Source organism: Mycolicibacterium sp. SMGY-1XX (assembly GCF_059132455.1).
Genome location: NZ_CP101139.1, coordinates 2,143,598 through 2,166,736, shown reverse-complemented (window position 1 = coordinate 2,166,736; position 23,139 = coordinate 2,143,598). Strand labels below are relative to the sequence as shown.

General features: G+C 67.2%; 29 protein-coding genes. 15 read left to right on the top strand and 14 right to left on the bottom strand.

Annotated elements, in window-relative coordinates; all coding sequences use genetic code 11:
• Entirely contained in the window at window positions 1-777 is a 777-nt protein-coding gene (locus tag NL241_RS10670) for an alpha/beta fold hydrolase (protein WP_487695657.1), read from the top strand.
• Window positions 777-1,073, top strand: a complete 297-nt coding sequence (locus NL241_RS10665) for an MGMT family protein (protein WP_487695791.1) — start codon at window positions 777-779, stop codon at window positions 1,071-1,073. Before NL241_RS10670 ends, NL241_RS10665 begins: the two co-directional genes overlap by 1 nt.
• Here the strand turns inward: NL241_RS10665 and NL241_RS10660 are convergent.
• Both NL241_RS10660 and moeZ read right to left on the bottom strand, forming a co-directional pair.
• The gene (locus NL241_RS10660; RefSeq protein WP_487695658.1) at window positions 1,070-1,924 is read right to left on the bottom strand and encodes a TIGR02569 family protein; all 855 of its coding nucleotides are present in this window, start codon (window positions 1,922-1,924) and stop codon (window positions 1,070-1,072) included. The two genes, NL241_RS10665 and NL241_RS10660, sit on opposite strands and share 4 nt — an antisense overlap.
• A 203-nt stretch (window positions 1,925-2,127) precedes the next feature.
• On the bottom strand, window positions 2,128-3,324 hold the full coding sequence (gene moeZ, locus NL241_RS10655; protein ID WP_494397492.1) for an adenylyltransferase/sulfurtransferase MoeZ: 1,197 nt from the start codon (window positions 3,322-3,324) through the stop codon (window positions 2,128-2,130).
• Between the two features lie 159 nt (window positions 3,325-3,483).
• Here moeZ and NL241_RS10650 point away from each other — a divergent pair, with 159 nt between their 5' ends.
• The gene (locus NL241_RS10650) at window positions 3,484-4,686 is read left to right on the top strand and encodes an IS30 family transposase (RefSeq protein ID WP_487697449.1); all 1,203 of its coding nucleotides are present in this window, start codon (window positions 3,484-3,486) and stop codon (window positions 4,684-4,686) included.
• Window positions 4,687-4,750: 64 nt separating this feature from the next.
• Here NL241_RS10650 and NL241_RS10645 read toward each other — a convergent pair whose 3' ends face one another.
• Window positions 4,751-5,794 carry a DUF3152 domain-containing protein gene (locus NL241_RS10645; protein WP_494397491.1) on the bottom strand — a complete coding sequence of 348 codons (1,044 nt, stop codon included), beginning with the start codon at window positions 5,792-5,794 and terminating at the stop codon, window positions 4,751-4,753.
• Window positions 5,795-5,962: 168 nt separating this feature from the next.
• Between NL241_RS10645 and fasR the strand changes: the two genes are divergently transcribed.
• Complete coding sequence (gene fasR / locus NL241_RS10640) at window positions 5,963-6,649, top strand: HTH-type transcriptional activator FasR (RefSeq protein WP_487695663.1); 687 nt, start codon at window positions 5,963-5,965, stop codon at window positions 6,647-6,649.
• On the opposite strand, the gene NL241_RS10635 is transcribed toward fasR, so the two are convergent.
• On the bottom strand, window positions 6,636-6,896 hold the full coding sequence (locus NL241_RS10635; protein ID WP_487695665.1) for a DUF3107 domain-containing protein: 261 nt from the start codon (window positions 6,894-6,896) through the stop codon (window positions 6,636-6,638). The genes fasR and NL241_RS10635 overlap by 14 nt on opposite strands.
• A gap of 237 nt (window positions 6,897-7,133) precedes the next feature.
• Between NL241_RS10635 and NL241_RS10630 the strand changes: the two genes are divergently transcribed.
• Window positions 7,134-7,958, top strand: a complete 825-nt coding sequence (locus NL241_RS10630) for a hypothetical protein (RefSeq protein ID WP_494397490.1) — start codon at window positions 7,134-7,136, stop codon at window positions 7,956-7,958.
• Window positions 7,959-7,964: 6 nt separating this feature from the next.
• On the opposite strand, the gene NL241_RS10625 is transcribed toward NL241_RS10630, so the two are convergent.
• Window positions 7,965-8,672 carry a ferritin-like fold-containing protein gene (locus NL241_RS10625; protein WP_494397489.1) on the bottom strand — a complete coding sequence of 236 codons (708 nt, stop codon included), beginning with the start codon at window positions 8,670-8,672 and terminating at the stop codon, window positions 7,965-7,967.
• A 327-nt stretch (window positions 8,673-8,999) separates the two neighbouring features.
• Between NL241_RS10625 and NL241_RS10620 the strand changes: the two genes are divergently transcribed.
• Genes NL241_RS10620 through NL241_RS10610 form a run of 3 tightly spaced genes read left to right on the top strand, consistent with a single transcriptional unit; the run spans window position 9,000 to window position 12,476 of the window.
• On the top strand, window positions 9,000-10,526 hold the full coding sequence (locus tag NL241_RS10620) for a DEAD/DEAH box helicase (protein ID WP_487695668.1): 1,527 nt from the start codon (window positions 9,000-9,002) through the stop codon (window positions 10,524-10,526).
• Window positions 10,527-10,541: 15 nt separating this feature from the next.
• Window positions 10,542-11,768 (top strand): Rv3212 family protein, encoded by a 1,227-nt coding sequence (locus NL241_RS10615; RefSeq protein WP_494397488.1) that lies wholly within the window; start codon window positions 10,542-10,544, stop codon window positions 11,766-11,768.
• 15 nt (window positions 11,769-11,783) lie between these two features.
• On the top strand, window positions 11,784-12,476 hold the full coding sequence (locus tag NL241_RS10610; RefSeq protein ID WP_487695671.1) for a GAP family protein: 693 nt from the start codon (window positions 11,784-11,786) through the stop codon (window positions 12,474-12,476).
• A 2-nt stretch (window positions 12,477-12,478) separates the two neighbouring features.
• Here the strand turns inward: NL241_RS10610 and NL241_RS10605 are convergent, their stop codons facing one another.
• Window positions 12,479-13,273: a ParA family protein gene (locus NL241_RS10605; protein ID WP_487695794.1), complete on the bottom strand. Its 795-nt coding sequence runs from the start codon at window positions 13,271-13,273 to the stop codon at window positions 12,479-12,481.
• A 103-nt stretch (window positions 13,274-13,376) separates the two neighbouring features.
• Between NL241_RS10605 and NL241_RS10600 the strand changes: the two genes are divergently transcribed.
• Genes NL241_RS10600 through NL241_RS10590 form a run of 3 tightly spaced genes read left to right on the top strand, consistent with a single transcriptional unit; the run spans window position 13,377 to window position 15,575 of the window.
• Complete coding sequence (locus NL241_RS10600; RefSeq protein WP_494397487.1) at window positions 13,377-13,985, top strand: acid phosphatase; 609 nt, start codon at window positions 13,377-13,379, stop codon at window positions 13,983-13,985.
• Window positions 13,982-15,091, top strand: a complete 1,110-nt coding sequence (locus NL241_RS10595) for an isochorismate synthase (protein WP_494397486.1) — start codon at window positions 13,982-13,984, stop codon at window positions 15,089-15,091. Before NL241_RS10600 ends, NL241_RS10595 begins: the two co-directional genes overlap by 4 nt.
• Window positions 15,084-15,575: a GNAT family N-acetyltransferase gene (locus tag NL241_RS10590; protein ID WP_494397485.1), complete on the top strand. Its 492-nt coding sequence runs from the start codon at window positions 15,084-15,086 to the stop codon at window positions 15,573-15,575. The genes NL241_RS10595 and NL241_RS10590 overlap by 8 nt, the downstream gene beginning before the upstream one ends.
• Window positions 15,576-15,584: 9 nt before the next feature.
• On the opposite strand, the gene NL241_RS10585 is transcribed toward NL241_RS10590, so the two are convergent.
• Both NL241_RS10585 and aroQ read right to left on the bottom strand, forming a co-directional pair.
• Window positions 15,585-15,968 (bottom strand): hypothetical protein, encoded by a 384-nt coding sequence (locus NL241_RS10585; RefSeq protein ID WP_487695678.1) that lies wholly within the window; start codon window positions 15,966-15,968, stop codon window positions 15,585-15,587.
• Window positions 15,965-16,414, bottom strand: coding sequence for a type II 3-dehydroquinate dehydratase (gene aroQ / locus NL241_RS10580; RefSeq protein WP_487695680.1), 450 nt, complete (start codon window positions 16,412-16,414; stop codon window positions 15,965-15,967). Before aroQ ends, NL241_RS10585 begins: the two co-directional genes overlap by 4 nt.
• An 82-nt stretch (window positions 16,415-16,496) precedes the next feature.
• On the opposite strand from aroQ, the gene NL241_RS10575 reads away from it, so the two are divergent.
• Window positions 16,497-17,456, top strand: a complete 960-nt coding sequence (locus tag NL241_RS10575; protein WP_494397484.1) for a diacylglycerol/lipid kinase family protein — start codon at window positions 16,497-16,499, stop codon at window positions 17,454-17,456.
• 283 nt (window positions 17,457-17,739) lie between these two features.
• Window positions 17,740-17,994, top strand: coding sequence for a transcriptional regulator WhiB1 (gene whiB1, locus NL241_RS10570; protein ID WP_068915926.1), 255 nt, complete (start codon window positions 17,740-17,742; stop codon window positions 17,992-17,994).
• Window positions 17,995-18,075: 81 nt separating this feature from the next.
• Here the strand turns inward: whiB1 and NL241_RS10565 are convergent, their stop codons facing one another.
• Together NL241_RS10565 and NL241_RS10560 are read right to left on the bottom strand one after the other, a co-directional pair.
• Window positions 18,076-19,563: a two-component system sensor histidine kinase PdtaS gene (locus NL241_RS10565; RefSeq protein ID WP_494397483.1), complete on the bottom strand. Its 1,488-nt coding sequence runs from the start codon at window positions 19,561-19,563 to the stop codon at window positions 18,076-18,078.
• A gap of 7 nt (window positions 19,564-19,570) precedes the next feature.
• Window positions 19,571-19,786 carry a biotin/lipoyl-binding carrier protein gene (locus NL241_RS10560; protein ID WP_083740725.1) on the bottom strand — a complete coding sequence of 72 codons (216 nt, stop codon included), beginning with the start codon at window positions 19,784-19,786 and terminating at the stop codon, window positions 19,571-19,573.
• A gap of 161 nt (window positions 19,787-19,947) precedes the next feature.
• Between NL241_RS10560 and NL241_RS10555 the strand changes: the two genes are divergently transcribed.
• On the top strand, window positions 19,948-20,022 hold the full coding sequence (locus tag NL241_RS10555) for a 50S ribosomal protein bL37 (RefSeq protein ID WP_085976515.1): 75 nt from the start codon (window positions 19,948-19,950) through the stop codon (window positions 20,020-20,022).
• Here NL241_RS10555 and rsrA read toward each other — a convergent pair whose 3' ends face one another.
• A complete protein-coding gene (rsrA, locus tag NL241_RS10550) occupies window positions 20,023-20,319 on the bottom strand; it encodes a mycothiol system anti-sigma-R factor (protein WP_487695684.1) in 297 nt (98 codons plus the stop codon). It lies immediately after the preceding gene.
• A complete protein-coding gene (locus tag NL241_RS10545; RefSeq protein ID WP_487695686.1) occupies window positions 20,316-20,981 on the bottom strand; it encodes a sigma-70 family RNA polymerase sigma factor in 666 nt (221 codons plus the stop codon). Before NL241_RS10545 ends, rsrA begins: the two co-directional genes overlap by 4 nt.
• A 241-nt stretch (window positions 20,982-21,222) precedes the next feature.
• Here NL241_RS10545 and NL241_RS10540 point away from each other — a divergent pair, with 241 nt between their 5' ends.
• Window positions 21,223-21,714: an aminoacyl-tRNA deacylase gene (locus NL241_RS10540; protein ID WP_494397482.1), complete on the top strand. Its 492-nt coding sequence runs from the start codon at window positions 21,223-21,225 to the stop codon at window positions 21,712-21,714.
• Here the strand turns inward: NL241_RS10540 and NL241_RS10535 are convergent.
• The gene (locus NL241_RS10535; RefSeq protein WP_494397481.1) at window positions 21,689-22,153 is read right to left on the bottom strand and encodes a nucleoside deaminase; all 465 of its coding nucleotides are present in this window, start codon (window positions 22,151-22,153) and stop codon (window positions 21,689-21,691) included. The two genes, NL241_RS10540 and NL241_RS10535, sit on opposite strands and share 26 nt — an antisense overlap.
• Window positions 22,150-23,133: an ornithine cyclodeaminase family protein gene (locus NL241_RS10530; protein ID WP_494397480.1), complete on the bottom strand. Its 984-nt coding sequence runs from the start codon at window positions 23,131-23,133 to the stop codon at window positions 22,150-22,152. Before NL241_RS10530 ends, NL241_RS10535 begins: the two co-directional genes overlap by 4 nt.
• Window positions 23,134-23,139 lie beyond the last annotated feature (6 nt).

Below are 23,139 nucleotides of genomic sequence, written 5' to 3'. Positions count from 1 at the left end.
GTGAGCGCAGAACTACACCTTCACCGCTACGGACCCGCCACCGCCCCCCAGGTCCTGGCCATCCACGGCTTGACCGGTCACGGTCGTCGCTGGGAGCACCTGGCCACCCGGCATCTGCCTGAGGTGGCGGTGGCGGCTCCGGACCTGCTCGGCCACGGGCGCTCACCGTGGCGGGCGCCCTGGACCATCGACGCCAACGCCGCTGCGCTGGCTGCAGCACTCGCCGAACCTGTTGTGGTGGTGGGCCACTCGTTCGGCGGCGCCATTGCACTGCACCTGGCCGCCACCCGGCCCGAACTGGTCGCCGGGCTGGTGCTCCTGGATCCGGCGGTGGGGCTCGACGGAGACTGGATGCGCGAGATCGCCGACTCGATGTTCGCCTCACCCGACTACACCGACAGGGCGGAAGCCCGCAACGAGAAGCGCTCGGGTTCGTGGGGCGACGTCGACGATGCCCAACTCGACGCCGAGCTCGACGAGCACCTGGTGGACCTGCCCAACGGCCGGGTGGGCTGGCGCATCGGGGTTCCGGCGATGATGTCCTACTGGAGTGAGCTGGCGCGGCCGATGTCGCTGCCTCAGAAAGGAACTCCGACCATCGTGGTGCGCGCCACCCGGACGTCACCGCCGTACGTCACCGGTGCGCTGCTCACCGGTCTGCAGGAGCGCCTGGGTGACGACTTCGAATTGGTGGACCTGGACTGCGATCACATGGTGGCCCAGGCCAAACCCGAGCAGACCGCCGCAGTCATCCGCAGCATCCTGGGCCGTAGATGATGGCGCCGATCACCGACGACCAGGTGGAGCGGGTACGCGCGCTGGTGGCGGCCATCCCGGCGGGCCGGGTGTCCACCTACGGTGACATCGCCTCTGCCGCTGAGCTTTCCAGTCCACGCATCGTCGCGTGGATCATGCGCACCGATTCCTCGGATCTGCCCTGGCACCGCGTGATCAGGAGTTCGGGCCGGCCGGCCCCGCATCTGGCCACCCGCCAACTCGAACTGCTGCGCGCCGAGGGAGTGTTGGCGACCGACGGGCGCATCCCGTTGGCCGACGTACGTCACGTGTTCTAGAGCGCCAGGCGAACCAGTGCCGCGGTGCGGGCCAACCCGGGGAACGCGGCCGCCGTCGACCGCGGATGCAGTGCGTGTACCGCGAGACGGAACATCAATGCCCGCAACAACATCTGCGGCCATTCGGGCAAGGCATTCCAGCGTTCGATCAGACCGTCGTCGGCTTCCCCCCAGGCCAGTGCGTCGACGACGGCGACGCCGGCCGCCCATGACGTCGGGCGCCAATACGGGGTGATGTCGGTGATCCCCGGCGCAGCGGTACCGGCGAACAGCACCGTGCCGTACAGATCCCCGTGCACCAACTGGTTCGGGCTCTTCGTCGGCTTGCGCAGTGTCGCCAGCTGATTGATGAGGTCGACCGACCGCTGTCCGTCCGCCGAGCCCGGCGACACCCGCGCACCGGCGGGCAAGGAGTGCAGCGGGCGTTCTTCCCACGCGGCGCGGTCCGCGGCGATGAACACGTCGACATCGGCCCACGGCGCCACCGGCGGTTGTGTCAGGAATCGCGGACGCTCCAGCGTGGCCGTGGCTTCGTGCAGACGCACCGCCGCCGACACCACTTCGTCATGCCGTGGTTCCGGAGTGCCCGCGACGAAGGTGTCGCCACGCCAGCCGGACACCACGTACCGGCCATCGGTCGAACGCACGGGCCGGGCCAGGCGGACTCCGTCGACGAACAGCGTCTCGCGCACTTTGGCCGACCATGCCGCACGTGCGTGGTCGGCGACCATGGAGAGCACCACTTCGCCGCAGCGCCAGCCACCTTCCCAGCTCGAACCCAGCGGCGTTGGCCGAACTCCCCCGAGCCCGAACGCCGCCAACACATGATCCGGCGGCGCATCGACAGTCATGGCGTCAGCCTATCGTCGCCGACCCGGCTAACCGGGTCGCTGATCAGCGTGTGCCGTGTTGTGTCGCAGTGATCTCCGTCAGTACGTCACTGCGCCGCCGGCCGGCCAAGGCACACCGTGCGTCCCAGATCGCCACTTACGTCAGTACGTCACTGCGCAGCCGGCCGGCCAAGCACACCGTGCGTCCCAGATCGCCACTTACGTCAGTACGTCACCATGTCGGGCTCGATTTGTTTTGCCCACGCCGCGATTCCACCCTGCAGATGCAGCGCGTCGGAGAACCCGGCCTTCTTGATCACCGCCAGCGCCTCCGCCGAACGAACACCGGTCTTGCAGTACAACACCGGCGTGCGGTCGTGCGGCAGCTTGGCCAGCCCGTCGCCTGCCTCGATGGCCGACTTGGGCACCAACTCCGCACCCTGGATGTGGTTGATATCCCACTCGACCGGTTCGCGGACGTCGATCAGGGCGATGTTCTTGCCCGAGTCCAGCAGCTCTCGAAGCTCACGCGGAGTGATCGTCGAGCCCGCAGCGGCATCGGCGGCGGCATCGGAGACCACACCACAGAACGCCTCGTAGTCGATCAGTTCAGTGATCTTCGGCGTCGCCGGATCCTTGCGGATCTTGATGGTGCGATAGGTCATGTCGAGTGCGTCGTACACCATCAGCCGGCCCAGCAGCGTGTCACCGATACCGGTGATCAGCTTGATGGCCTCGGTGCCCATGACCGACGCGATCGACGCACACAGGATGCCGAGCACGCCGCCCTCGGCGCACGACGGCACCATTCCGGGTGGTGGCGGTTCGGGGTACAGGTCGCGGTAGTTCAGCCCCAGGCCGTCCGGCGCGTCTTCCCAGAACACCGAGACCTGGCCTTCGAACCGGTAGATCGAGCCCCAGACGTAGGGCTTACCGGCCAGGACCGCGGCGTCGTTGACCAGGTACCGCGTGGCGAAGTTGTCGGTGCCATCGAGGATCAGGTCGTACTGCTTGAACAGATTGACCGCGTTCTCGGGTTCCAGACGCAACTCGTGCAGGCGCACCTCGACGAGCGGATTGATCTCGCGCACCGAATCCCGGGCGCTCTGCGCCTTGGACCGGCCGATGTCGGACTGGCCGTGGATGATCTGGCGCTGCAGATTCGACTCGTCAACCACGTCGAATTCGACAATGCCGATGGTGCCCACACCCGCGGCGGCGAGGTAGAGCAGCGTCGGCGAACCGAGGCCACCGGCGCCGATGACGAGCACCCGGGCGTTCTTCAGCCGCTTCTGTCCGTCGACACCCAGGTCGGGAATGATGAGATGCCTGCTGTAGCGCGCGACCTCGTCGCGGGTCAGCTCGGCTGCTGGCGCTACCAGCGGCGGTAACGACGACACCGTTGTTCTCCTCGATTGCATGGATGATGCGCCCGACTCGTGTCGAGTCCTAGGAACAACCGTAATCGCCCCTGGCAGCTTCCCGACAGTCCGGTGATGCGTCGAAACCGGCGTTCCGCCCGATCGCACTCGGGCGGATTCATACGGTCAGAGAAACATTTCTGAGCGTGGGGGTTTGCTGTGCCGAGTGGGGTTCCTGCGTCGCGGTCGTTGAAGCGGGCGTTGTTTGATCGGGTGTGTGCAGGACAGTCGGTGTCGGCGGCGTCGAAGGTGTTGGGCGTGTCGCATGGGACTGGTCATGAGTGGTGGCACAAAGCTGGCGGGATGGCGTTGGCAGCGGGCAAGCGTGGCGGTATCGGTGATGCTGTCGGTGGTGGCGGGCCGGGTGGGTCGGGGCACCGCCTCAATCTCGACGAGCGAGTCGCGATCATGCGGGGCCTCGACGATGGACTCAGTTACGCCGAGATCGGGCGGCGGATCAACCGGGACCGCTCGGTGGTGTGGAAGGAAGCCACCCGCAACCGCGGCGCCGACGGTGACTATCACGCGTTGATGGCCCATGCCCGCGCACACCATAAAGCCAGGCGCCCCAAAGCATTCAAGCTCAATGACCCCGACTTGTGCGCCGTGGTCGAGTCGTGGATGGATGACGGGTGGAGCCCCCGGTTGATCGCACAGGTGTTGGCCCAAGACCATCCCGATGACAAGCTCAAACAGGTGAGCCACGAAACGATCTATCAGTGCCTCTACGTGCAGACCCGTGGCCAGCTGCGCGCTGATCTGCATCAGTGCCTGTCGACCAAGCGGGCCACCCGCAAGACCCGCGGCGCGGCCGGCGGGCCGCGCGGGGTTTATGGCAGCGGCGACGAGTTCACGATCAGCGACCGGCCCGCCGAGGTCGCCGACCGGGCCGTGCCCGGGCACTGGGAAGGAGATCTCATCGTGGGGGCCGGCCACCAAAGCGCGATCGGCACGCTGGTGGAACGCAGCACCCGGTTCACCATCTTGTTGCACCTTCCGCTCGACCACACCGCCGAGTCCGTGGCCACCGCGATGATCGAGGCGATGAGGGAGCTACCTGAGCATCTGCGCCGATCGATTACCTGGGATCGCGGCTCGGAGATGGCTCAGTGGCCCCGGATTCATCTCGAACTCAAGGCCCCGGTGTACTTCTGCAACCCGCATTCACCCTGGCAGCGGGGCACCAACGAGAACACCAACCGCCTGCTGCGGTTCTGGTTCGAAAAGGGCACCGACCTGGCCGTGCACACCAAAGCCGACCTCAAACGCGTCCAAGACAAACTCAACTCCCGGCCCCGACCCACCCTGGACCTCGACACCCCAGCCCAACGCTTAGCCGCACTCGTTAGCCAAACCGCGTAAATGTTTCTTCAACCACTTGACTATGAGTCGATCTTTCGGGGCCCGTGTGTCGGTTTCGGCGGGATCAGGCGATCGGATACGGCCAGGGGTTGAACCGGCACGTCAATCCGTTGGCCGGGATCTGCCCCGGGTCGAACAGGGCGTTGTCGTTGTTCGCCGTCGAGAAGGTCTGCTGCATCATGATCGGCGCCAGATCGCCGTTGCCGGGACACGCTTCGTGCTGCTGGTAGCCGATCGCGTGGCCGACCTCGTGATTGATCAGATACTGACGGTAGGACCCCACGTCACCCTGGAAGGGCACCGCGCCGCGCACCCAGCGGGCCTCGTTGATGAACACCCGCGGCTCCGGGGCGGCGCCGGCGACGGCGCTGTAGGCCGGGTTGAAACAGGACGTCTCGATCTGGATCTCGTAGCCGCAGCCCTGCCGGATCGTCATCGGTGACGTGAGCGAGACCCGGAAATCGGGGGGTGCGCTGCCGTCGCTGCGGATGAACGCGAACTGCGGGTTGTGCACCCAGCTCTTCGGATTCGACAGCGTTTGGCTGACCATCTGCGCGAAGCCGTCGTCGCCGCCGAACGATGTGGTGTCCAGCCCGTCCTCGATCTCGACGGTATAGGTGAACACCTTCGCGGTGCCCTGCCCCACCTGCGGTTCCACCCCGGGTACGACGTGCCAGGTGTTGGCGCCCGCCTCGGTGAAGGGTCCGCCCGCCGGCAGGATCCCGGTGGGCAGGTTGGCGTCGAACTGCGTGAGTCCTTTGGGCGGCGCCCCGATGATGGCGGTGGATTCCACCCCGATGGTCGGTGGGCCCTGCACGGGTTCCTCGACGGCGGCGGGCGCTTCGGTTTCGGCCCCGGTGATGGTCTGGTAGACCACCAGCACGGTCACCACCATCAGAATGGGCAGTGCATACGCGCGCCATCCATAGGTGGACACGAACCGGCCGAGCCAGGTCTGCTTGCGCCAGCGCTGCCGCTCGTCGCGGTTGGATCTGACCCGCCCGGAATCCCCGGCCAGCGGGTCGCGTTGCGCGCGAAGGGGCTCCCGCCACTCGCTACGCAACTCAGGCGCGCGACTCGGCCCGCGACGCCCTGGGTCGAAGGTCACCGACCAAGAATGGCACAAACGTGCACCCAGCCGGTTCTCGGCGCGCCCGAGATGACGTGCCGGGCGATCGATTCGTGGGTTCAGCGGCAACGGGTAGTAATGTCGTCGCGATGGGCCTTCGCGGAACACCCGCGATGCGGCCTTGCACGAAATCAGATTGAGGAATTGATGAGCGAGCTCGCCAACAGAACCGAGCGGCGGGGCGCCAACGCGGGCGAGGGGAACCGACCGACGAGCGGGTCAGCAGGCACGAACCGACGCGGCAGCAGGCTCCCCCGGGACGAGCGCCGTGGCCAGTTGCTGGTTGCCGCCAGTGAGGTGTTCGTGGACCGCGGGTACCACGCGGCGGGCATGGACGAGATCGCCGACCGCGCCGGGGTGAGCAAACCGGTTCTCTACCAACACTTTTCCAGCAAGCTCGAGCTGTATCTGGCGGTGCTGGCCCAGCACGTCGACAACATGGTCTCCAGCGTGCGGCAGGCGTTGCGCACCACCACCGACAACCGGCTTCGCGTCCGGGCCGCCGTTGCGGCGTTCTTCGAGTTCATCGAGCAGGACGGCCAGGGCTACCGGCTGATCTTCGAGAACGACTACGTGACCGAACCGCAGGTGTCATCTCAGGTCAAGGTGGCCACCGAGGCGTGCACCGACGCGGTGTTCGATCTGATCAGCCACGACTCCGGCCTGGATCCGCACCGGGCCCGCATGATCGCCGTCGGACTGGTGAGCATCAGCGTCGACTCAGCGCGCTACTGGGTAGACAATGACCGCCCCATTTCCCGGGAAGACGCCATCGAAGGCACCGTCCAGTTCATCTGGGGCGGTCTGTCACACGTGCCGCTTACTCGCTCGTAGCCGGCGGGGTCACCGGACCGCTGCCGATTCCGAAGCCCACGCGGCGGCTGTCGGCGGCGCCGAGCTCCACGTAGGTGATCTTCGAGGCCTGGATCAGGAACCGCCGGCCCTTCTCGTCGGTGAGGCTCACCACACCGTCGCCCTGCGACAACGCGCTGGTCACCTGCTTCTCCAGCGCATCAGGTGTCTCCGCGCTGACGAACGCGATTTCGCGCGGGCTGTCCGTGACACCGATCTTGACCTCCACGCTGGACCCTTTCCTTCGAAGCAGTTACGTCAAGAAGGCTAGTGGACGCGCGGCCCCGGCTTCACATCACGGCGTTCGCGGTCAGCGAAGCGGCCGCCGACCAGCTCCGATAGTGACCCAATCGCAATCAAGGCCATACGCTTTCGTAGGCCAACAGGGGCATCCCCGCCGATACGATGCTGGTAAGCAAGTGACGTATGTGGCGTGCGTGAAAAGGATGGCACTGGCGGTGACCCGATGAGCAAGCCGTATTGGAGCGGTCAGGGCGGCCGCACGGGCAGTAGCTATGTCGACGATCACGACGACACCCCCACCCGCAGGATCAGCAGCTACGACAGCGGCGACCATGACCCTGGATACGGCAGCGGTTTCTACAGCAGCGGCGGGTACCGCAGCACCGAGGAGTACCGCTCCTCGCTGCGGGCGCACGACGACGAGTTCGATGACGACGAGGACTACGAGTACTACGAGCGCGACCTGCGCTGGCGGTGGATCGCCGGCTTGGCGGTCGCCGTGTTGTTGGCCGCGGTGATCGCCATCGTGGTGGTGACGCGCAGCGACAGCGCCACCCCGACGGCCCAGACCGAGACGCCGCCGGCCACCTCGACCACACCCCGGACCGTCATCGCCACCATTCCGCCGAGCCCGGCCGCGCCCCCGCCGCCGCAGCTGTCCCCCGAGACCGTCGTCACCATCACCACCACCCCGTCGGCCGTGGCCGCACCGCCGCCCGAGGTGGCACCGCCGCTGGCCCCGGAAGCGGCCCCCCCAGCACCGGCAGCGGTGGTGGACCCGCGCACCGTGACCTACACCGTCACCGGCACCAAGCAGATGTTCGATCTGGTCAGCGTCATCTACACCGACGAGCAGGGCCTGCCGCGCACCGATGTCAACGTGGCCTTGCCGTGGAGCAAGACCCTGGTGCTCTGGCCCGGCGTGGACTTCGAATCGGTGACCGCAACGAGCATCACAGGCCAGTTGAACTGCGCCATCACCGACGCAGCCGGCGCGACCCTGGTGGCGCAGACCAACAACTCGATGATCGCGACCTGCACCGGTTAGGCCGCGTCAAGCCAGTCCGAGCTCTGTCATGCGCTCGGCATGCGTGCGCTGCAGACGTTCGAAGAAATCCGCCATCTGCCCGAGTCCACCGGTGCTGGACAACACCAGGTCGACGAGCTCGTCACGGTCGGCGAGGACGTACTGCGCCTGCGTGATGGCCTCGCCGAGCAGCCGACGCGACCACAGCGCCAGCCTGCTGCGCTGCATATCGCTGGCCGCGACCGCCGCACGCACCTCGTCGACGACGAACTGCGAATGCCCGGTCTCGGACAGGACTCCACGGACCACCTCGGCGATCTCGTGCGGCAGGACATCGGCGATCTCGAGATAGAAATCGGCGGCCAAGGCGTCGCCGACATAGGTCTTGACCAACGCCTCGAGCCACGTGCTGGGCGTCGTCAGGCGGTGGTAGTTCTCCAGCGCCGACGCGTACCGCGACATCGCGGGCACCACGTCGACACCCCGGCGCTCCAGCGCGTCGCGCAGCAGCTCGTAATGGCCCATCTCGGCGGCGGCCATGCTCGCCATGTTGATCCGGCCGTTGAGGTTGGGCGCCATCCGCGCCTCTTCGGAGAGGCGGTAGAACGCGGCCACCTCGCCATAGGCGAGCAGCGCGAACAGTTCGTTGACCCCCGGATGATCGACCGACAAACCCGGCGCCGGCGGGCTGGACGCCAGGTCACCAGCACCCGTGGCGGGCTGCATCGAGCTCATGCGCACACTGTAGTTCGTGACACAGTGCCGGCCACGCCGGAGACGGTTTCCACCGGATTCCCGACGTGGCGACCAGCACTATTTGCGTAACCGGCTACCATGGGTACAGGAAGCGGTGTTTTCTCGCCGCTTCTAGGTAATGTGCGTGCACGCAGTTGGCCCACCCCGGTGACCCACTGTCATCGCACTGGGCCCAGCGAATCGGCTCGTGGTTTTCCCGCGGCGCCCGGTCTCGTTCCTCTCAGAACTCGTGCGCGCGTGACGACACGCCGTGATCCAACGAGCACTGATCTCGGACGAGACTTTGAAAGGCTGCACCCCTACCGTATGACTCTCATCACAAAAACCTTCGCCGACCTGGGCGTTCGCGACGAAATCGTGCGCGCGCTCGATGAGCAGGGCAAATCCCACCCGTTCGCAATCCAGGAGCTCACCCTCCCCATGGCCATGGCCGGCGACGACCTGATCGGTCAGGCCCGCACCGGCATGGGCAAGACGTTGGCCTTCGGTGTGCCGCTGCTGCACAAGATCACCAGCGACACCGAGCGCCCGCTGACCGGCGCCCCGCGCGCTCTCGTGGTGGTTCCCACCCGTGAGCTCTGCATCCAGGTGTACGGCGACCTCTCCGGCGCCGCCAAATACCTTCACGCGGGCCCCGGGACAGACACGGCCAGGCCGCTGTCGGTCGTATCCATCTACGGTGGCCGTCCCTACGAACCCCAGATCGAGTCGCTGCAGAAGGGCGCCGACGTCGTGGTGGGCACCCCCGGGCGCCTGCTGGATCTGGCCCAGCAGGGCCACCTGCAGATCGGCGGCCTGTCGGTGCTCGTCCTCGACGAGGCCGACGAGATGCTGGACCTGGGCTTTTTGCCCGATATCGAGCGCATCCTGCGGCTGACTCCCGACAACCGCCAGGCGATGTTGTTCTCGGCCACCATGCCGGACCCCATCATCACGCTGGCCCGCACGTTCATGAACCAGCCGACGCACATCCGGGCCGAGGCCCCGCATTCGGCGGCCACCCACGACAGCACCGAGCAGTTCGTCTACCGCGCGCACGCCCTCGACAAGGTGGAGATGGTCACGCGGATCCTGCAGGCCGAGGGCCGCGGCGCGACCATGGTCTTCACGCGCACCAAACGCACCGCCCAGAAGGTGTCCGACGAACTCGCCGAGCGCGGTTTCAAGGTCGGCGCCGTGCACGGCGACCTCGGGCAGATTGCGCGCGAAAAGGCCCTCAAGTCCTTCCGCACCGGCGCCATCGACGTGCTGGTGGCCACCGACGTCGCGGCCCGCGGTATCGACATCGACGACATCACGCACGTCATCAACTACCAGATTCCCGACGACGAGCAGGCGTATGTGCACCGCATCGGCCGTACCGGCCGCGCCGGTAAGACCGGCATCGCCGTCACGCTGGTCGACTGGGATGAGTTGGCGCGGTGGACGCTGATCGACAAGGCGCTGGGTCTGGACACTCCTGATCCTGCCGAGACCTATTCCAGCTCGCCGCATCTCTACGAGGAACTGCACATCCCCAGCGACGCCACCGGAACCGTCGGCACCCCGCAGAAGGTGTCGTCGAAGCGTCCGGAACGCAAGGAGCGCTCCGACAGCGACGGCGAGGACGACAAGCCGCGCACCCGTACCCGCAGCCGTCGTCGGACCCGGGCCGGCAAGACCGCAACCGGACACGTCGAGCAGCAGGCCGAGGTCGCCGAGTCCGGCACCGACACGGAGGCCGAGTCGGCCACCGGAGATTCCGCGCACGCCGGGCGGCGCCGTCGCCGGCGTCGCCCGCGCAAGGCCGCGGACACCGCCACCTCCACTGACGCTTCGGTCAACGCCGGCTGACCCACAGCGCCCGCCATGGTCAGACCCGAGCGCCGGACCAGAGGTGATGTGATCGCCGCCGTGGCCATCGCCGCGGCGGTGATCCTCACCGCAGGTGTCATCTGGTGGACGAGCGACGCCAGAGCCACCATCAGCCGACCGGCCGACAACGTGTCGACGGCACCGGCCGCCGCAACCGTCCTGCCGTCGCGATTGCAGGAGCTGTGGACTGCGCCCAGTCCCCACACCACCGTCCCCGTGGTGGCCGCCGGCACGGTGGTCACCGGCGACGGATCCACGATGGACGGGCGTGACCCGGCCACCGGCGCGGTGCGCTGGACGTACGCGCGGGATCGCGAATTGTGCGGCGTCACATGGGTTTACAACTACGCTGTCGCGGTGTATCCCGACGACCGAGGCTGCGGACAGGTCAGCACCGTCGACGCCTCGACGGGTGAGCGCGGCCCGGCACGTTCCGGTGTGGCCAGCCCCCACGTCGACCTCTCCGCGGACGGCACCACCATCCTGTCGGTGGGTGGGTCGAGGCTCGAACTCTGGCGCTCGGACTTGGTCCGGGTGATCGGGTTCGGCGAAGTGGATGCCCGCGTCAAACCGGTGCACGTGGGCACCGGGGCCGGATGCGCGCTGTTGTCGGCAGCCTCCAGCACTGACGCGGTGTCGGTGTTGCGGTTCTGCCCCGGCGAGACCGACCTGAAACTCTCACTGGTGCGGGCGTCCGACGAGGACGACGAACCCGAAGTGCGCGACGTCGCCGAACCCGGTGTCCTGGCGGACTCCGGAGCGCAGGTGCTGGCGGTGTCCGGATCCACCACCGCGGCCTACATCCCGGTTCCCGAACCCCATGTGCAGGTGGTCGATGACACCGGCAACGAGATCGGCAACTACCCACTGGCCAAGCCGCCGTCGTCCGCGTTTCCCGAGGGATCGGTGTCCAAGACCGGCGATCTGATCACGTGGTGGACCGGCGACTCCGTCATGGTGTTCTCCAACACCGATATCGCATACCGGTACACCATCGAGCGATCCGGTCCCGTGGTGCCGCTCGGACCCGGCGTCATGATGGCCGAGAAACTCCTGGTCCCCGTCACCGGCGGACTCGGGGTATACGACCCGGCCACCGGCGCCCGGGAGAGCATCCTCGCCGTTGATCGGCCACCTGCTGATACCGCCATCGTGCCTGCCGTCGTCGGGAACACCATCCTGGAACAACGCGGCCGCACCCTGGCGGCGCTCGGCGAGTAGCGGGCCCTTTCCTCGATGACTGCACTCGTTCTGGCTCTGTGCGGCCTGGCGCTGCTGGATTCTCTCAACGTGCTCAACATCGGCGCGGTGTCGGCGATCGTCTACGACAGCCGGTTGAACCGCCGCTCCCCTGTCCCCGGGGGGCTGAGCTACATCACCGGAGTTTTCGGGGTGCTGATCACCTTCGGCATCTGCGTGGTGCTGGGGCTGAGCTTCCTGACCGATCTCATCGACCTCGAGATCAGCCCGACCATGCGCTACCGGGCCGAACTGCTGCTCGGGATCGGGTTGATCGCGTTCGCCTTCTTCCCGCTGACCGCCCAGACCACCGCGCCAGGCTGGGCGTTGGGAGCCCTGGGCACCATGCGGCGACGGCCCTACCTGCTCGGCTTCGTCGGGTCCGCCGTCGGCCTGGGCCAGGCGCCGACCGCTGTCCCCTACCTGACCGGGCTGGCCATGATCGTGGCCTCAGACCCGCGGCCCATGTTGTGGCCGCTGCTGGTGGTCGGCTACTGCTCCATCGTGGTGTTGCCGTGCGCGTCGGTACTGGCGTTGTCGACCAGCCGAAACATGCAGGCCCAGCGGGCGCAGCGCTGGGTGGTGCGCAACGTCACCCGTTACGGCCCGATCGGTGTGCGTGCGTTGTTCCTGGTCGCCGGCGTCGCGCTCCTGGTCGACGCCGTGATCCATCACAGTGCGCTGTGGTGAGCTCAGAGCTCCGGGGTGAAGGTGGCCAGCTTCTTGCCCGATTTCCAGTGTTTGAGCAGGGCATCGGCGAGCTCCCGGTACGCCACGGCGCCCTTGTTCTTGCGGCCCGCGATCACCGAGGCCCCTGACGCGCTGGCCTCGGCGAACCGCACGGTCCGCGGGATCGGCGGAGCCAGCACCGGCAGGTCGTAACGGTCGGCCACATCCAGCAGCACGTCGCGGCTGTGCGTGGTGCGCGAGTCGTACAAGGTGGGCAGCGCGCCCAGCAGCTTGAGCTCCGAGTTGGTGATCTGCTGCACGTCGGTAACGGTGCGCAGGAACTGGCCGACCCCGCGGTGCGCCAGCGTCTCGCACTGCAGCGGCACGATCACCTCGTCGGCGGCGGTGAGCCCGTTGAGCGTCAGCACCCCCAGCGACGGAGGACAGTCGATGATCACCACGTCGAAGTCGTCGTTGACCTTGGCGAGCGCCCGCTTGAGCGCGTACTCGCGGCCGGCCCGCATCAGCAGCATCGCCTCGGCACCGGCCAAGTCGATATTCGCCGGCAGCAGCGTCATACCTTCGTCGGTCTGCACCAGGGCGGCGTTCGGTTCCACGTCGCCGAGCAGCACCTCGTGGACCGATACCGGCAGCTTGTCCGGGTCCTGCCCCAGCGAGAACGTCAAACAGCCCTGCGGGTCGAGATCGACCAGCAACACCCGCTTACCATTTTGGGCAATCGCCGCGCCCAGCGACGCCACCGTTGTGGTCTTGGCCACCCCGCCCTTTTGGTTGGCCACAGCCAACACATGTGTCACCACGGGTCCATCCTGGCATGTGAGACGGCTCTCGTCCTGGAGGCCGTCACTTGGAGGGCGCCATCTCCGGGAAAAGCGTCGGCATGGGGCAGAATCGACGAGCGTGAGCGTCGGCATGCATCGCCTGGTCCTGCTTCGGCACGGCGAAACCGAATGGTCGCTGTCCGGGCAGCACACCAGCACCACCGACCTGGAGCTCACCGACAACGGCCGAGAGCAGGCCGCGCTGGCCGCGCGGGCCCTCGACCACCTGGGGCTGAAGAACCCCATGGTGTTCTCCAGCCCACGCAAACGCGCACTCGACACCGCCGAGCTGGCCGGTCTGACGGTCGACGAAGTCACTCCGCTGCTGTCGGAATGGAACTACGGCGACTACGAGGGCGTCACCACCCACGACATCCGCAAGGATGTGCCCGGGTGGCTGCTGTGGACTTACGGATGCCCCGGCGGCGAAAGCGTCGATCAGGTCAGCATGCGCGCCGACCAGGCCGTGAGCTTGGCGCTCGAGCACATGGCCGAACGGGACGTGGTGTTCGTGGGCCACGGCCACTTCTCCCGCTCGGTGCTGACCCGCTGGGTGGAACAGCCGCTGCGGGAAGGGGCCCGCTACGGGTTCGGCCCCGCATCGGTTGCTGTCTGCGGATTCGAATACGGCCTGCGTCAACTCAAATCGCTGGGCCTGACCGCCCACCGCGAACCGGTCGCGACGTGAGCCCGGGTTTCACCGATCCCTCCTTCGTGTTGTCCGGCCCCACCGGCACGGTACTGGCCGACGGTATCCGCACCGGCTACGCCGACGTTGCCGCCGCCGACGCCGCACTGCGCACCGGTTCTGCACAGATTGTTTTGGGCGCGTTGCCTTTTGACGTATCCAACCCGGCCGCGTTGCACACCCCCGAACGGGTGGTGTTCACCGACGGGCTGCCCGAGTGGCCGTCCTCGGCGCCCACCGGTGTCCGGGTCGACGAGTCGGTGCCGTCACCGCAGGCGCACCGCGACCGGGTGGCCGAAGCGGTCCGGCGGCTGCGTGCACCGGGGTCGACCCTCGACAAAGTGGTGCTCGCCCGCGCCCTGCGCATGGTGGCCGACACCGGCTGGGACGTCCGCGCGGTGCTCACCCGGCTGCGCGCCGCCGACCCGGCGGCGTACGGCTACCTGGCCGACCTGGCACCGGCCGGCGCGCCCCATGCCGGGACGGTGTTGGTGGGAGCGAGCCCGGAACTGCTGGTGGCCCGTTTCGGAAATCAGGTGCGCTGCAGGCCGTTTGCCGGCTCGGCGCCCCGCTCGGCCGACCCCGACATCGACCGCGCCAACGGCGCGGCACTGGCCGCGTCAGGCAAGAACCGGCACGAGCACCGACTGGTGGTGGAGGCGATCCGTGACGCGCTGACACCGCTGTGCACGTCGCTGGACGTCGACGACGAGCCCCAACTGCACCGCACCGACGCGCTGTGGCACCTGAGCACTCGGCTCACCGGCACGCTCCGCGAGGAATCCACCACCGCACTGGATCTGGCGTTGGCGTTGCATCCCACCCCGGCAGTGGGCGGCTACCCCACCGCGGCCGCCATGGCGGCGATCACCGAACTGGAAGGCGACCGGGGTTTCTACGCCGGCGCCGCCGGTTGGTGTAACGCCGACGGTGACGGGCGGTGGGTGGTGTCGATCCGCTGCGCGCAGTTGTCCGCCGACCGTCGCACGGCGATCGCCCATTCCGGCGGCGGGATTGTCGCCGAGTCCGACCCGAACGACGAACTCGACGAGACCACAACGAAATTCCACACGATCATGACCGGGTTGGGAGCGCCGTATGAGTGAAGGGATCCGCCGGGCCCGCCCCGGTGACGAGGCCGAGATCGTCGCGATGATCCATGAGCTCGCCGAGTTCGAGAAAGCCGCCGACGAGTGCACGGTCACCGAAGAGCAGTTGCGGACAGCGCTGTTCGGCGAACAGCCCACCGTGCACGGCCACATCGTCGAGGTCGACGGGCAGGCCGCCGCGACCGCGCTGTGGTTCCTCAACTTCTCCACCTGGGACGGGGTGGCGGGGGTCTACCTCGAGGATCTGTTCGTACGCCCGGCTTTTCGCCGTCGCGGCCTGGCCGCCGCATTGCTGTCCGCATTGGCCCGCGAATGCGTCGACCACGGTTACAGCCGATTGAGCTGGGCGGTACTGAACTGGAATGTCGACGCGATCGCGCTCTACGACGGGGTGGGCGGCAAACCGCAGACCCAGTGGACCACCTACCGGGTCTCTGGACCGGAGCTCACGGCGCTGGCCGCCGGTTCGCCGAAGCGCTAGCGGCACAACTCATCCGCGCGTGGCGTACCAGTGCACGGCGGGCGGGCTGAACAGCAAGCCGAGGACCAGCAGTGCGAACAGCGCGACGAGGACGCCGTAGACCTCGTGGTGAGACGTGAAGACGTACCACGCCACGGGCAGCAGGAGCAGGTTGGTGGGGACGCCGATACCCCGGCCCCACCGGCGGCCCGAGATGAGCGCCCACCCGCCGGTGACCACTCCGGCGCCGATCAGCAGGAACCACAACGCGGTGCCGAATCCGCTGACGATGTGCTGGTCGGCGCCGCCGAGTCCGCGGATCAACAACACCGCGGCCATGATCAGGGCCGCGAGGCCCTCTGCTGCCACCAGAAAGCCGGCATAGCGCACCGCGGCGGGCTGTGTCGTGCTCATCCGTTGGTGCTCAGCCTGTCGGCAAGGAAGCGCACCGCCAGCTCATAGCCCAGCGGGCCGGCGCCGGCGATCACCATCTCGGCGACCGGTGAGACGTAGGAGTGGTGCCGGAACGCCTCACGCTTGTGGATGTTGCTCAGGTGCACTTCGGCCACCGGCAGCCCGACGGCCGACAGTGCGTCGGCGATGGCCACGGAGGTGTGGGTGAAGGCGGCGGGGTTGATGACGATGCCGACGCAGTCCGCGGCCGACTGGTGAATCGCGTCGACCAGGACACCTTCGTGGTTGCTCTGCACTGCCCGGACGGCGAACCCGAGCGCCGCGGCGGCGGCGGTGACCGCTTCTTCGATCTGCGGGAGCGTGGTGGACCCGTAGATCTCCGGCTCGCGGGTGCCGAGCAGGTTCAGATTCGGCCCGTTGACGAGAAGCAGACGGCGTTCGGTCACGCTCGTACCGTACCGATGCCCACCGCGCCCGGCCCAGAAGGCTGGAGCGGGCACTGCGCAATCCCTTATAGGGTTGGGGCTCGTGCGTGCCGTGCTGATCGTGAACCCCAATGCGACTTCGACGACGCCGGCGGGCCGCGACCTGCTGGCCCATGCGCTCGAGAGCCGAACCCGGCTGACGGTCGAACACACCAATCACCGCGGCCACGCGATCGAGATCGCCGAGCAAGCCGCACTCGACGGCGTGGACGTCGTGATCGTGCACGGCGGCGACGGCACGGTGAACGAGGTGGTCAACGGCCTGCTCGGTAAACCGGGCCCACTCCCCCTGGGGAACTTGCCCGCGGTGAGTGTGGTGCCCGGCGGCTCGGCCAACGTCTTCGCCCGGTCGCTGGGAATTCCCCAGGACCCGATCGACGCCACCAATCTGCTCGTGGACTTGCTCAGCGACTACCAGCGCACCCGGACCTGGCGCCGGATCGGCCTGATGGACTGCGGCGAGCGGTGGGGCGTGTTCACCGCAGGGATGGGCGTCGACGGCGAAGTGGTCGCAAGCGTGGAGGACAAGAGGAACCGAAGCCGCAAGCACACCGGGGTGACCGCCATGCGTTACATCAGCGCCGCGGTGCCGACCGTGCTGCGCAGCGCCCGCAAGGAACCGCGCCTGACCCTGCAGCTCGACGGCCGGGACGCGATATCCGGGGTGCATTTCGTCTTCGTCTCGAACTCCAGCCCGTGGACCTACGCCAACACGCGGCCGGTCTGGACCAACCCCGACACCGGCTTCGACACCGGCCTGGGTGTGTTCGCCACCACGAGCATGAGTGTGTGGCGGAACCTGGGCCTGGTGCGACAGATGCTCGCCAAGCGCCCCAAGTTGTCGGCGTCCCACCTGATCCGTGACGACGACGTCGCCTCGGTGCGGGTGACGAGCACCACGCCGGTGGCCAGCCAGATCGACGGCGATTACATCGGTCTGAGGGACGAGATGACGTTCCGGTCGGTTCCCGACGCCCTCGGCGTGGTTGCGCCACATCCTTGATTTCAGAAAAAAATCGCGACTACCTGCAGCTTCCCCCGGTGTGACGAACTCACGGGCCAGAATTTAGGGCGCAGGTGAGTTGATCGTAGTACAAACGAGTAAGGGGTTAGGAAACGGCCCTCGTGAGTGACATTGCACACGTGTTAACTCACGCTATTGACTTCTGTTGTGGCTCTGGAACGATCAGATGCAACAGTGCAGAAACATTTCGTGTGCACGCGTTAACAGCCGAAAAACAAAACCCGGCGCGCATCGCTGCGCGCATTAGTAAGGAGTCTGACTTATGGATTGGCGCCACAAGGCGGTCTGTCGCGACGAGGATCCGGAACTGTTTTTCCCCGTGGGAAACAGCGGCCCGGCCCTCGCGCAGATCGCCGACGCGAAGCTCGTGTGTAACCGTTGTCCGGTTACCACCGAGTGCCTGGCCTGGGCTTTGGAGTCCGGTCAAGACGCGGGCGTATGGGGCGGTATGAGCGAGGACGAGCGCCGCGCGCTCAAGCGTCGTAACGCTCGGACAAAGGCCCGCAGCGGAGTCTGATCGACTCGCAAGAGGACGTCGCGGCCCCGGCAGAAATTGCCGGGGCCGACTTTTTTGTGCGCAATTCGGTCATCGATTTCGTTATTGTGCCAATCTGGAGCGCCGCCCAATTGGCACCCGTAACACCACATCGGTGCCACCCCCGGGCGCTTCGTGCATACCCAGCGAACCGTCCAATTCCGCCGAAACCAGTGTCCGCACGATCTGCAGTCCGAGACGGTCGGACTTCTCCAGGCTGAACCCGTCGGGCAGCCCGCGACCGTCATCGTGAACGGTGACATCCAACCAGCGCGCCGACCGTTCGGCACGGATGCTGACACAGCCCTGCTTCGCGCCCGGGCCGAAGGCGTGCTCGATCGCGTTCTGCACCAGCTCGGTGACAACCATGATCAGGGCGGTGGCGCGGTCGGCGTCGAGCACACCGAGCGCACCGATCCGGCTGATCTTCATAGGACTGTCCACGGCGGCGACGTCGTTCATGATCGGCAGGATCCGGTCTATCACCTCGTCGAGGTTCACCTGCTCGTCGACGGACATCGACAGCGCGTCGTGCACCAGAGCGATGGACGACACCCGCCGCACCGACTCGATCAACGCCTCCCGACCCTCGGCGTTGGTGGTACGCCGCGCCTGCAGGCGCAGCAAGGCAGCCACCGTCTGGAGGTTGTTCTTCACCCGGTGGTGGATCTCCCGGATGGTGGCGTCCTTGCTCAACAGCGCGCGGTCGCGTCGTTTGATCTCGGTCACGTCGCGAATCAGCACGGCGGCGCCGACGGGGGCGCCATGTACCACCAGCGGGAGCGTGCGCAGCAGCACCGCGGCGCCACCGGCATCGACTTCCATGCGCATGCTGGAACCGCCCGACAGCGACTCCTTGACGTGCTCGGCGAGCTCCTGGGCCTCGAAAGGGTCGGAGATCAGCGGACGGGTGATGGCGACGAGGTTGTGGCCCTCGAGCTCGGAATTCAACCCCATCCGGTGGTACGCCGACAGCGCGTTGGGGCTGGCATATGACACCACCCCGGTGACGTCGAGCCGGATGAACCCGTCACCGACCCGCGGGCTCGACCGCGACATCGCGATGTCGCCGACGTTCGGGAAGGTGCCCTCCGACAGCATGTTCACCAGGTCCCCGGCACACGCCAGATAGGCCGTTTCCAGGGGCGAGGATTTCCGTAGCGCCGCCAGCGCAGTCTGGTGGGTCAACACCGCGACCACCTGGCCTGCGTGGCGTACCGGCACGGCTTCGACATTGAGGCCGGTCCGCTGGTCGGCCTGGTCGCCTTCCCGGGCGATGGCACCGGACCGGAAGGCTGCGGTGACCAGGGGCAGGTCGTCGGCGTCCGACATGGTGGCCACCGCGTCGCTGAGGAGCCCGGTGGGGGCGGTGTTGGGACGGCATTGCGCGACACAGACCAGCACACCGTCATCACGCCGGACCCACATCAAGTAGTCGGCGAAGGACAGATCCGCGATCAGCTGCCACTCCCCGACCACGGCGTGCAGGTGATCGACGGCCTCACCCGGCAGAACGGTGTGCTCGGCAAGCAGATCACCGAGCGTGGACATGAACCGCCTAGCTGATCACGGCAATGAGGTCGCCGGCCTGGATGACATCACCGACGGAGACACTGACCTTGCTGACGGTGCCGGCGACTTCGGCCAGCACCGGGATCTCCATCTTCATCGACTCCAAGAGCACCACGGTGTCGCCTTCACCGATCTGATCGCCCTCGTGGACCACGACTTCAAGCACGCTGGCCACGATTTCCGCGCGAACATCCTCGGCCATCTTCACCCACCTCTTCTGGTACTGCCGCTCTCTGAGGCTCTATCGAACCACAAAGGTGGGTGGACAGAGCACCATCTTCACCGTGAGACACTGGTATGCGACCGTCTGCCGGCGATTCGCCGAGCGGGCAACCCATCAGTTCACGACTACGGAGGTACACCATGGCCAAGCGTGGCCGTAAGAAGCGCGATCGCAAGCACAGCAAGGCCAATCACGGCAAGCGGCCCAACAGCTGACTAGCCCCTGATGATGGTGGTGCGGCTGATCTCCAGCCGTAACCGCTGTCGCAGGCTCTCAGGCGCTCGTTCGCCACTGCATTTGGTGGCGATGAGCGCCTTTATGCGTTCTTCGACCCCGTAGTGGCGCAGGCAGGCCGGGCATTCGTCCAGGTGCTGCTGCAACTTCTCCCGCGTGTCGACGGTGCATTCCCCGTCGAGCAGGGTCCAGACCTCCGCGATCACCGCCGCGCATTCCGGGTGCTCCGGATCCACCGGTCCTACCGGCGGACGCCAGGTGCGTTCGTCCTCGCTCATGACGACACCTCCTCGGGCTCATCGAGCTGCTGACCACGGATGAACCCGCGGTCTCTGGCCACGTCGGCCAGCAACTCCCGCAGCTGACGTCTACCTCGGTGCAGCCGGGACATCACGGTCCCGATCGGCGTATCCATGATCTCGGCGATCTCCTTGTAGGGGAAGCCCTCGACGTCGGCGTAGTAGACCGCCATCCGGAATTCTTCCGGAAGCGCCTGCAGGGCTTGTTTGATCTCGGTGTCCGGCAGGGCCTCCAGAGCCTCGACCTCGGCGGAACGCAAGCCCGTCGAGGAATGCTCGGCGTTGGACGCCAGCTGCCAGTCGGTGATCTCGTCTGTCGGATACTCCGCCGGCTGACGTTGCTTCTTGCGATAGCTGTTGATGTAGGTGTTGGTCAGGATCCGGTACAGCCACGCCTTGAGGTTGGTGCCCTCACGGAACGACCGGAAGCCCGCATATGCCTTGACCATGGTTTCCTGCAGCAGGTCTTCGGCATCGGCGGGGTTGCGGGTCATCCGCAGAGCACCGCCGTAGAGCTGGTCCAACAGTGGAATCGCATCGCGTTCGAAGCGCGCCGTCAGTTCGGCGTCGGTCTCCGCAGACGGGGCCGGCGAGGTTTCCTCGCCGCGCTCCACACCTGTGCTGTCTTCTATGTCGGTCATCTTGGTTGACACAGTCCCTTCCGTCGCGGAGGTCCAGATGATCAACGGTAGGTGCAGTGGCTGCAATGCCACCGACACTGGTCCTGACACCGGACGCTCCAGGCATACCGTCGACACCAAGTTCCCCTCTCGCAATCCTAAGGCTGTGACCGACAAACCCATGTCCATGGGCTGACAGTGAACTCAACAGCGGTGATGACCGCGCTATTTCCCGAGGTTCCCCCGAGGCTAGGCTGACCCGGTGGCGCGAGCGGCAACCCCGGCAATCGCGGCGTTGGTCGCCGCGGCAGTCCCCCATGAGGTGTTCCAGTACCACCACGACCCCCGCAGCCAGGCCTATGGCGACGAAGCCGTCGCCGAACTGGCCGCCGCCAAACAGGCCGAAGCAGAGCAGATCTTCAAGACGCTGGTGGTCGCCACACCGACGGGTTTGGCCGTGGCCGTGGTACCGGTACCGGCCAAGCTGTCGTTGAAAGCCGTGGCGGCGGCGCTGGGGGTGCCCAAGGCCGGGATGGCGGACCCGACCGCCGCCCAGCGATCCTCGGGCTACGTCCTGGGCGGCATCTCGCCGCTCGGTCAGCGCAAGCCGCTGCCCACGGTGATCGACGAGACGGCGCTGCTGTGGGACCGGGTGTGGTGCAGCGCCGGTAAGCGCGGCCTCGAGATCGGGGTGGCCCCGGCCGACCTGATTGCCTTGACCAGCGCGGTCACCGCTGACATCCAGGCCGACTGAGACCCATCACGGCCAGCGCCTCGGCTTCGAGCACGGGGCCGCACACCTCCACGCCGGCATCGCTGGCCGCGAGCACCTGCGCGCACGTCAGCCGGAAATGCGGCCCGTCCGGGAGAACAGCCGAGAACGCCGCGGTGGAGGCAGCGAACACGATCCGCGTGACACCGGCCCACACGCAGGCCGCCGCACACATCGGGCAGGGTTCGCCGCTGGCGTACACGACCGCCCCGGCCAGCCGGTCCGGGTCGGCGTGCCGGAGAGCGACCAGTTCGGCGTGCGCCGTCGGGTCGCCGCTGGAGGCCACCTCGTTGCGGCCCTCCGCCAGAACCTGGCCCGTGACACTCACCAGAACCGATCCGAACGGCCGGTTGCCGAGTTCGGCGGCCTCACCGGCCAGGACGATGCTGCGTTCGAGGAATCCGAGTTCCTGCGCTCTCATGCGCTCATCTCCACGACGGTGCCGATGCCCCGGGCCCGGGCGGCGTCCACCAGGGCGGCGGCGGTGACGAGGTCCTGCAGCCCGATGCCGACGGAGTTGAACAGTGTGACGTCGTCATCGCTGCGGCGGCCGCGCGACGCATCGGCGACCACATCACCGAGTTCGACCGCCACCGCCGACTCGCGCAGCCGCCCTTCTTCGATCGCCAGCACCACATCCCCGGACTTGGTGAGCGCGGTCAGCCTGCTGTCGACCACCAGACGCGCCGATGCCATACCCGCGCCGTCGATTTCGCGGTGGTCTGGACGGGGCGGCGCGCCGACGGCGTTGACGTGCAGGCCGGGCCGGAACCAGGCTCCCTCGACGATGGGATCCCTGGATGGGGTGAGGGTGCACACGACGTCGGCGGCCCCCACCACGTGCCGTGGCGACTCGGCGCGTTCGACCCCGAGATCCAGATCCTCGATGCGGCGGCGGAACTGGTCCACTGTGGCATCACTGCGCGACCACACGAACACCTTCTCGATCGGCCGGATCCGGGCGATCGCCCGGGTGTGTTCCACTGCCAGCGTGCCCGCGCCGATCAGTCCGAGTGTGGAACTGCCCACGCGTGACAAGTGCGCGGTGGCGACGGCACTGGCCGCCGCGGTGCGGATCGCGGTGACGAGCCTGCCGTCGAGCAGGGCTTCACATTCGCCGGTGTCGGCCGACATCAGCATGATCGTGGAACGTTGTGTGGGCAGGCCGGTCTCGCCGTTTGCGGGCATATCGGAGAGCATCTTGACCACACTGGAGCGCTGACGGGTGGCCGCGGCCACCATCGGCAGCGCGGCGGCTCCGCGTTCCAGGGGCATGACCGGGGGCGCCGGGTTCACCGCGGCGCCGGCACTGAGGTCGGCGTGGGCCTGTTCGACGACGGTGTAGACGGTGGGCCGGTCGATGAGGGCGGCGATATCGGAATGGGTCAGCACGAGTGTCATGGTTGT

Coding starts and splice junctions, on each gene's coding strand:
- NL241_RS10660 (WP_487695658.1), bottom strand. CDS start 1,924: ATGACTGTCGATGCGCCGCCGGATCATGTGTTGGCGGCGTTCGGGCTC.
- NL241_RS10620 (WP_487695668.1), top strand. CDS start 9,000: ATGACTCTCATCACAAAAACCTTCGCCGACCTGGGCGTTCGCGACGAA.
- NL241_RS10565 (WP_494397483.1), bottom strand. CDS start 19,563: ATGTCCACGCTCGGTGATCTGCTTGCCGAGCACACCGTTCTGCCGGGT.
- whiB1 (WP_068915926.1), top strand. CDS start 17,740: ATGGATTGGCGCCACAAGGCGGTCTGTCGCGACGAGGATCCGGAACTG.
- rsrA (WP_487695684.1), bottom strand. CDS start 20,319: ATGAGCGAGGACGAACGCACCTGGCGTCCGCCGGTAGGACCGGTGGAT.
- NL241_RS10610 (WP_487695671.1), top strand. CDS start 11,784: ATGACTGCACTCGTTCTGGCTCTGTGCGGCCTGGCGCTGCTGGATTCT.
- NL241_RS10545 (WP_487695686.1), bottom strand. CDS start 20,981: ATGACCGACATAGAAGACAGCACAGGTGTGGAGCGCGGCGAGGAAACC.
- NL241_RS10630 (WP_494397490.1), top strand. CDS start 7,134: ATGAGCAAGCCGTATTGGAGCGGTCAGGGCGGCCGCACGGGCAGTAGC.
- NL241_RS10585 (WP_487695678.1), bottom strand. CDS start 15,968: ATGAGCACGACACAGCCCGCCGCGGTGCGCTATGCCGGCTTTCTGGTG.
- NL241_RS10530 (WP_494397480.1), bottom strand. CDS start 23,133: ATGACACTCGTGCTGACCCATTCCGATATCGCCGCCCTCATCGACCGG.
- NL241_RS10590 (WP_494397485.1), top strand. CDS start 15,084: ATGAGTGAAGGGATCCGCCGGGCCCGCCCCGGTGACGAGGCCGAGATC.
- NL241_RS10535 (WP_494397481.1), bottom strand. CDS start 22,153: ATGAGAGCGCAGGAACTCGGATTCCTCGAACGCAGCATCGTCCTGGCC.
- NL241_RS10625 (WP_494397489.1), bottom strand. CDS start 8,672: ATGAGCTCGATGCAGCCCGCCACGGGTGCTGGTGACCTGGCGTCCAGC.
- moeZ (WP_494397492.1), bottom strand. CDS start 3,324: ATGCAATCGAGGAGAACAACGGTGTCGTCGTTACCGCCGCTGGTAGCG.
- NL241_RS10615 (WP_494397488.1), top strand. CDS start 10,542: ATGGTCAGACCCGAGCGCCGGACCAGAGGTGATGTGATCGCCGCCGTG.
- NL241_RS10665 (WP_487695791.1), top strand. CDS start 777: ATGGCGCCGATCACCGACGACCAGGTGGAGCGGGTACGCGCGCTGGTG.
- fasR (WP_487695663.1), top strand. CDS start 5,963: ATGAGCGAGCTCGCCAACAGAACCGAGCGGCGGGGCGCCAACGCGGGC.
- NL241_RS10560 (WP_083740725.1), bottom strand. CDS start 19,786: ATGGCCGAGGATGTTCGCGCGGAAATCGTGGCCAGCGTGCTTGAAGTC.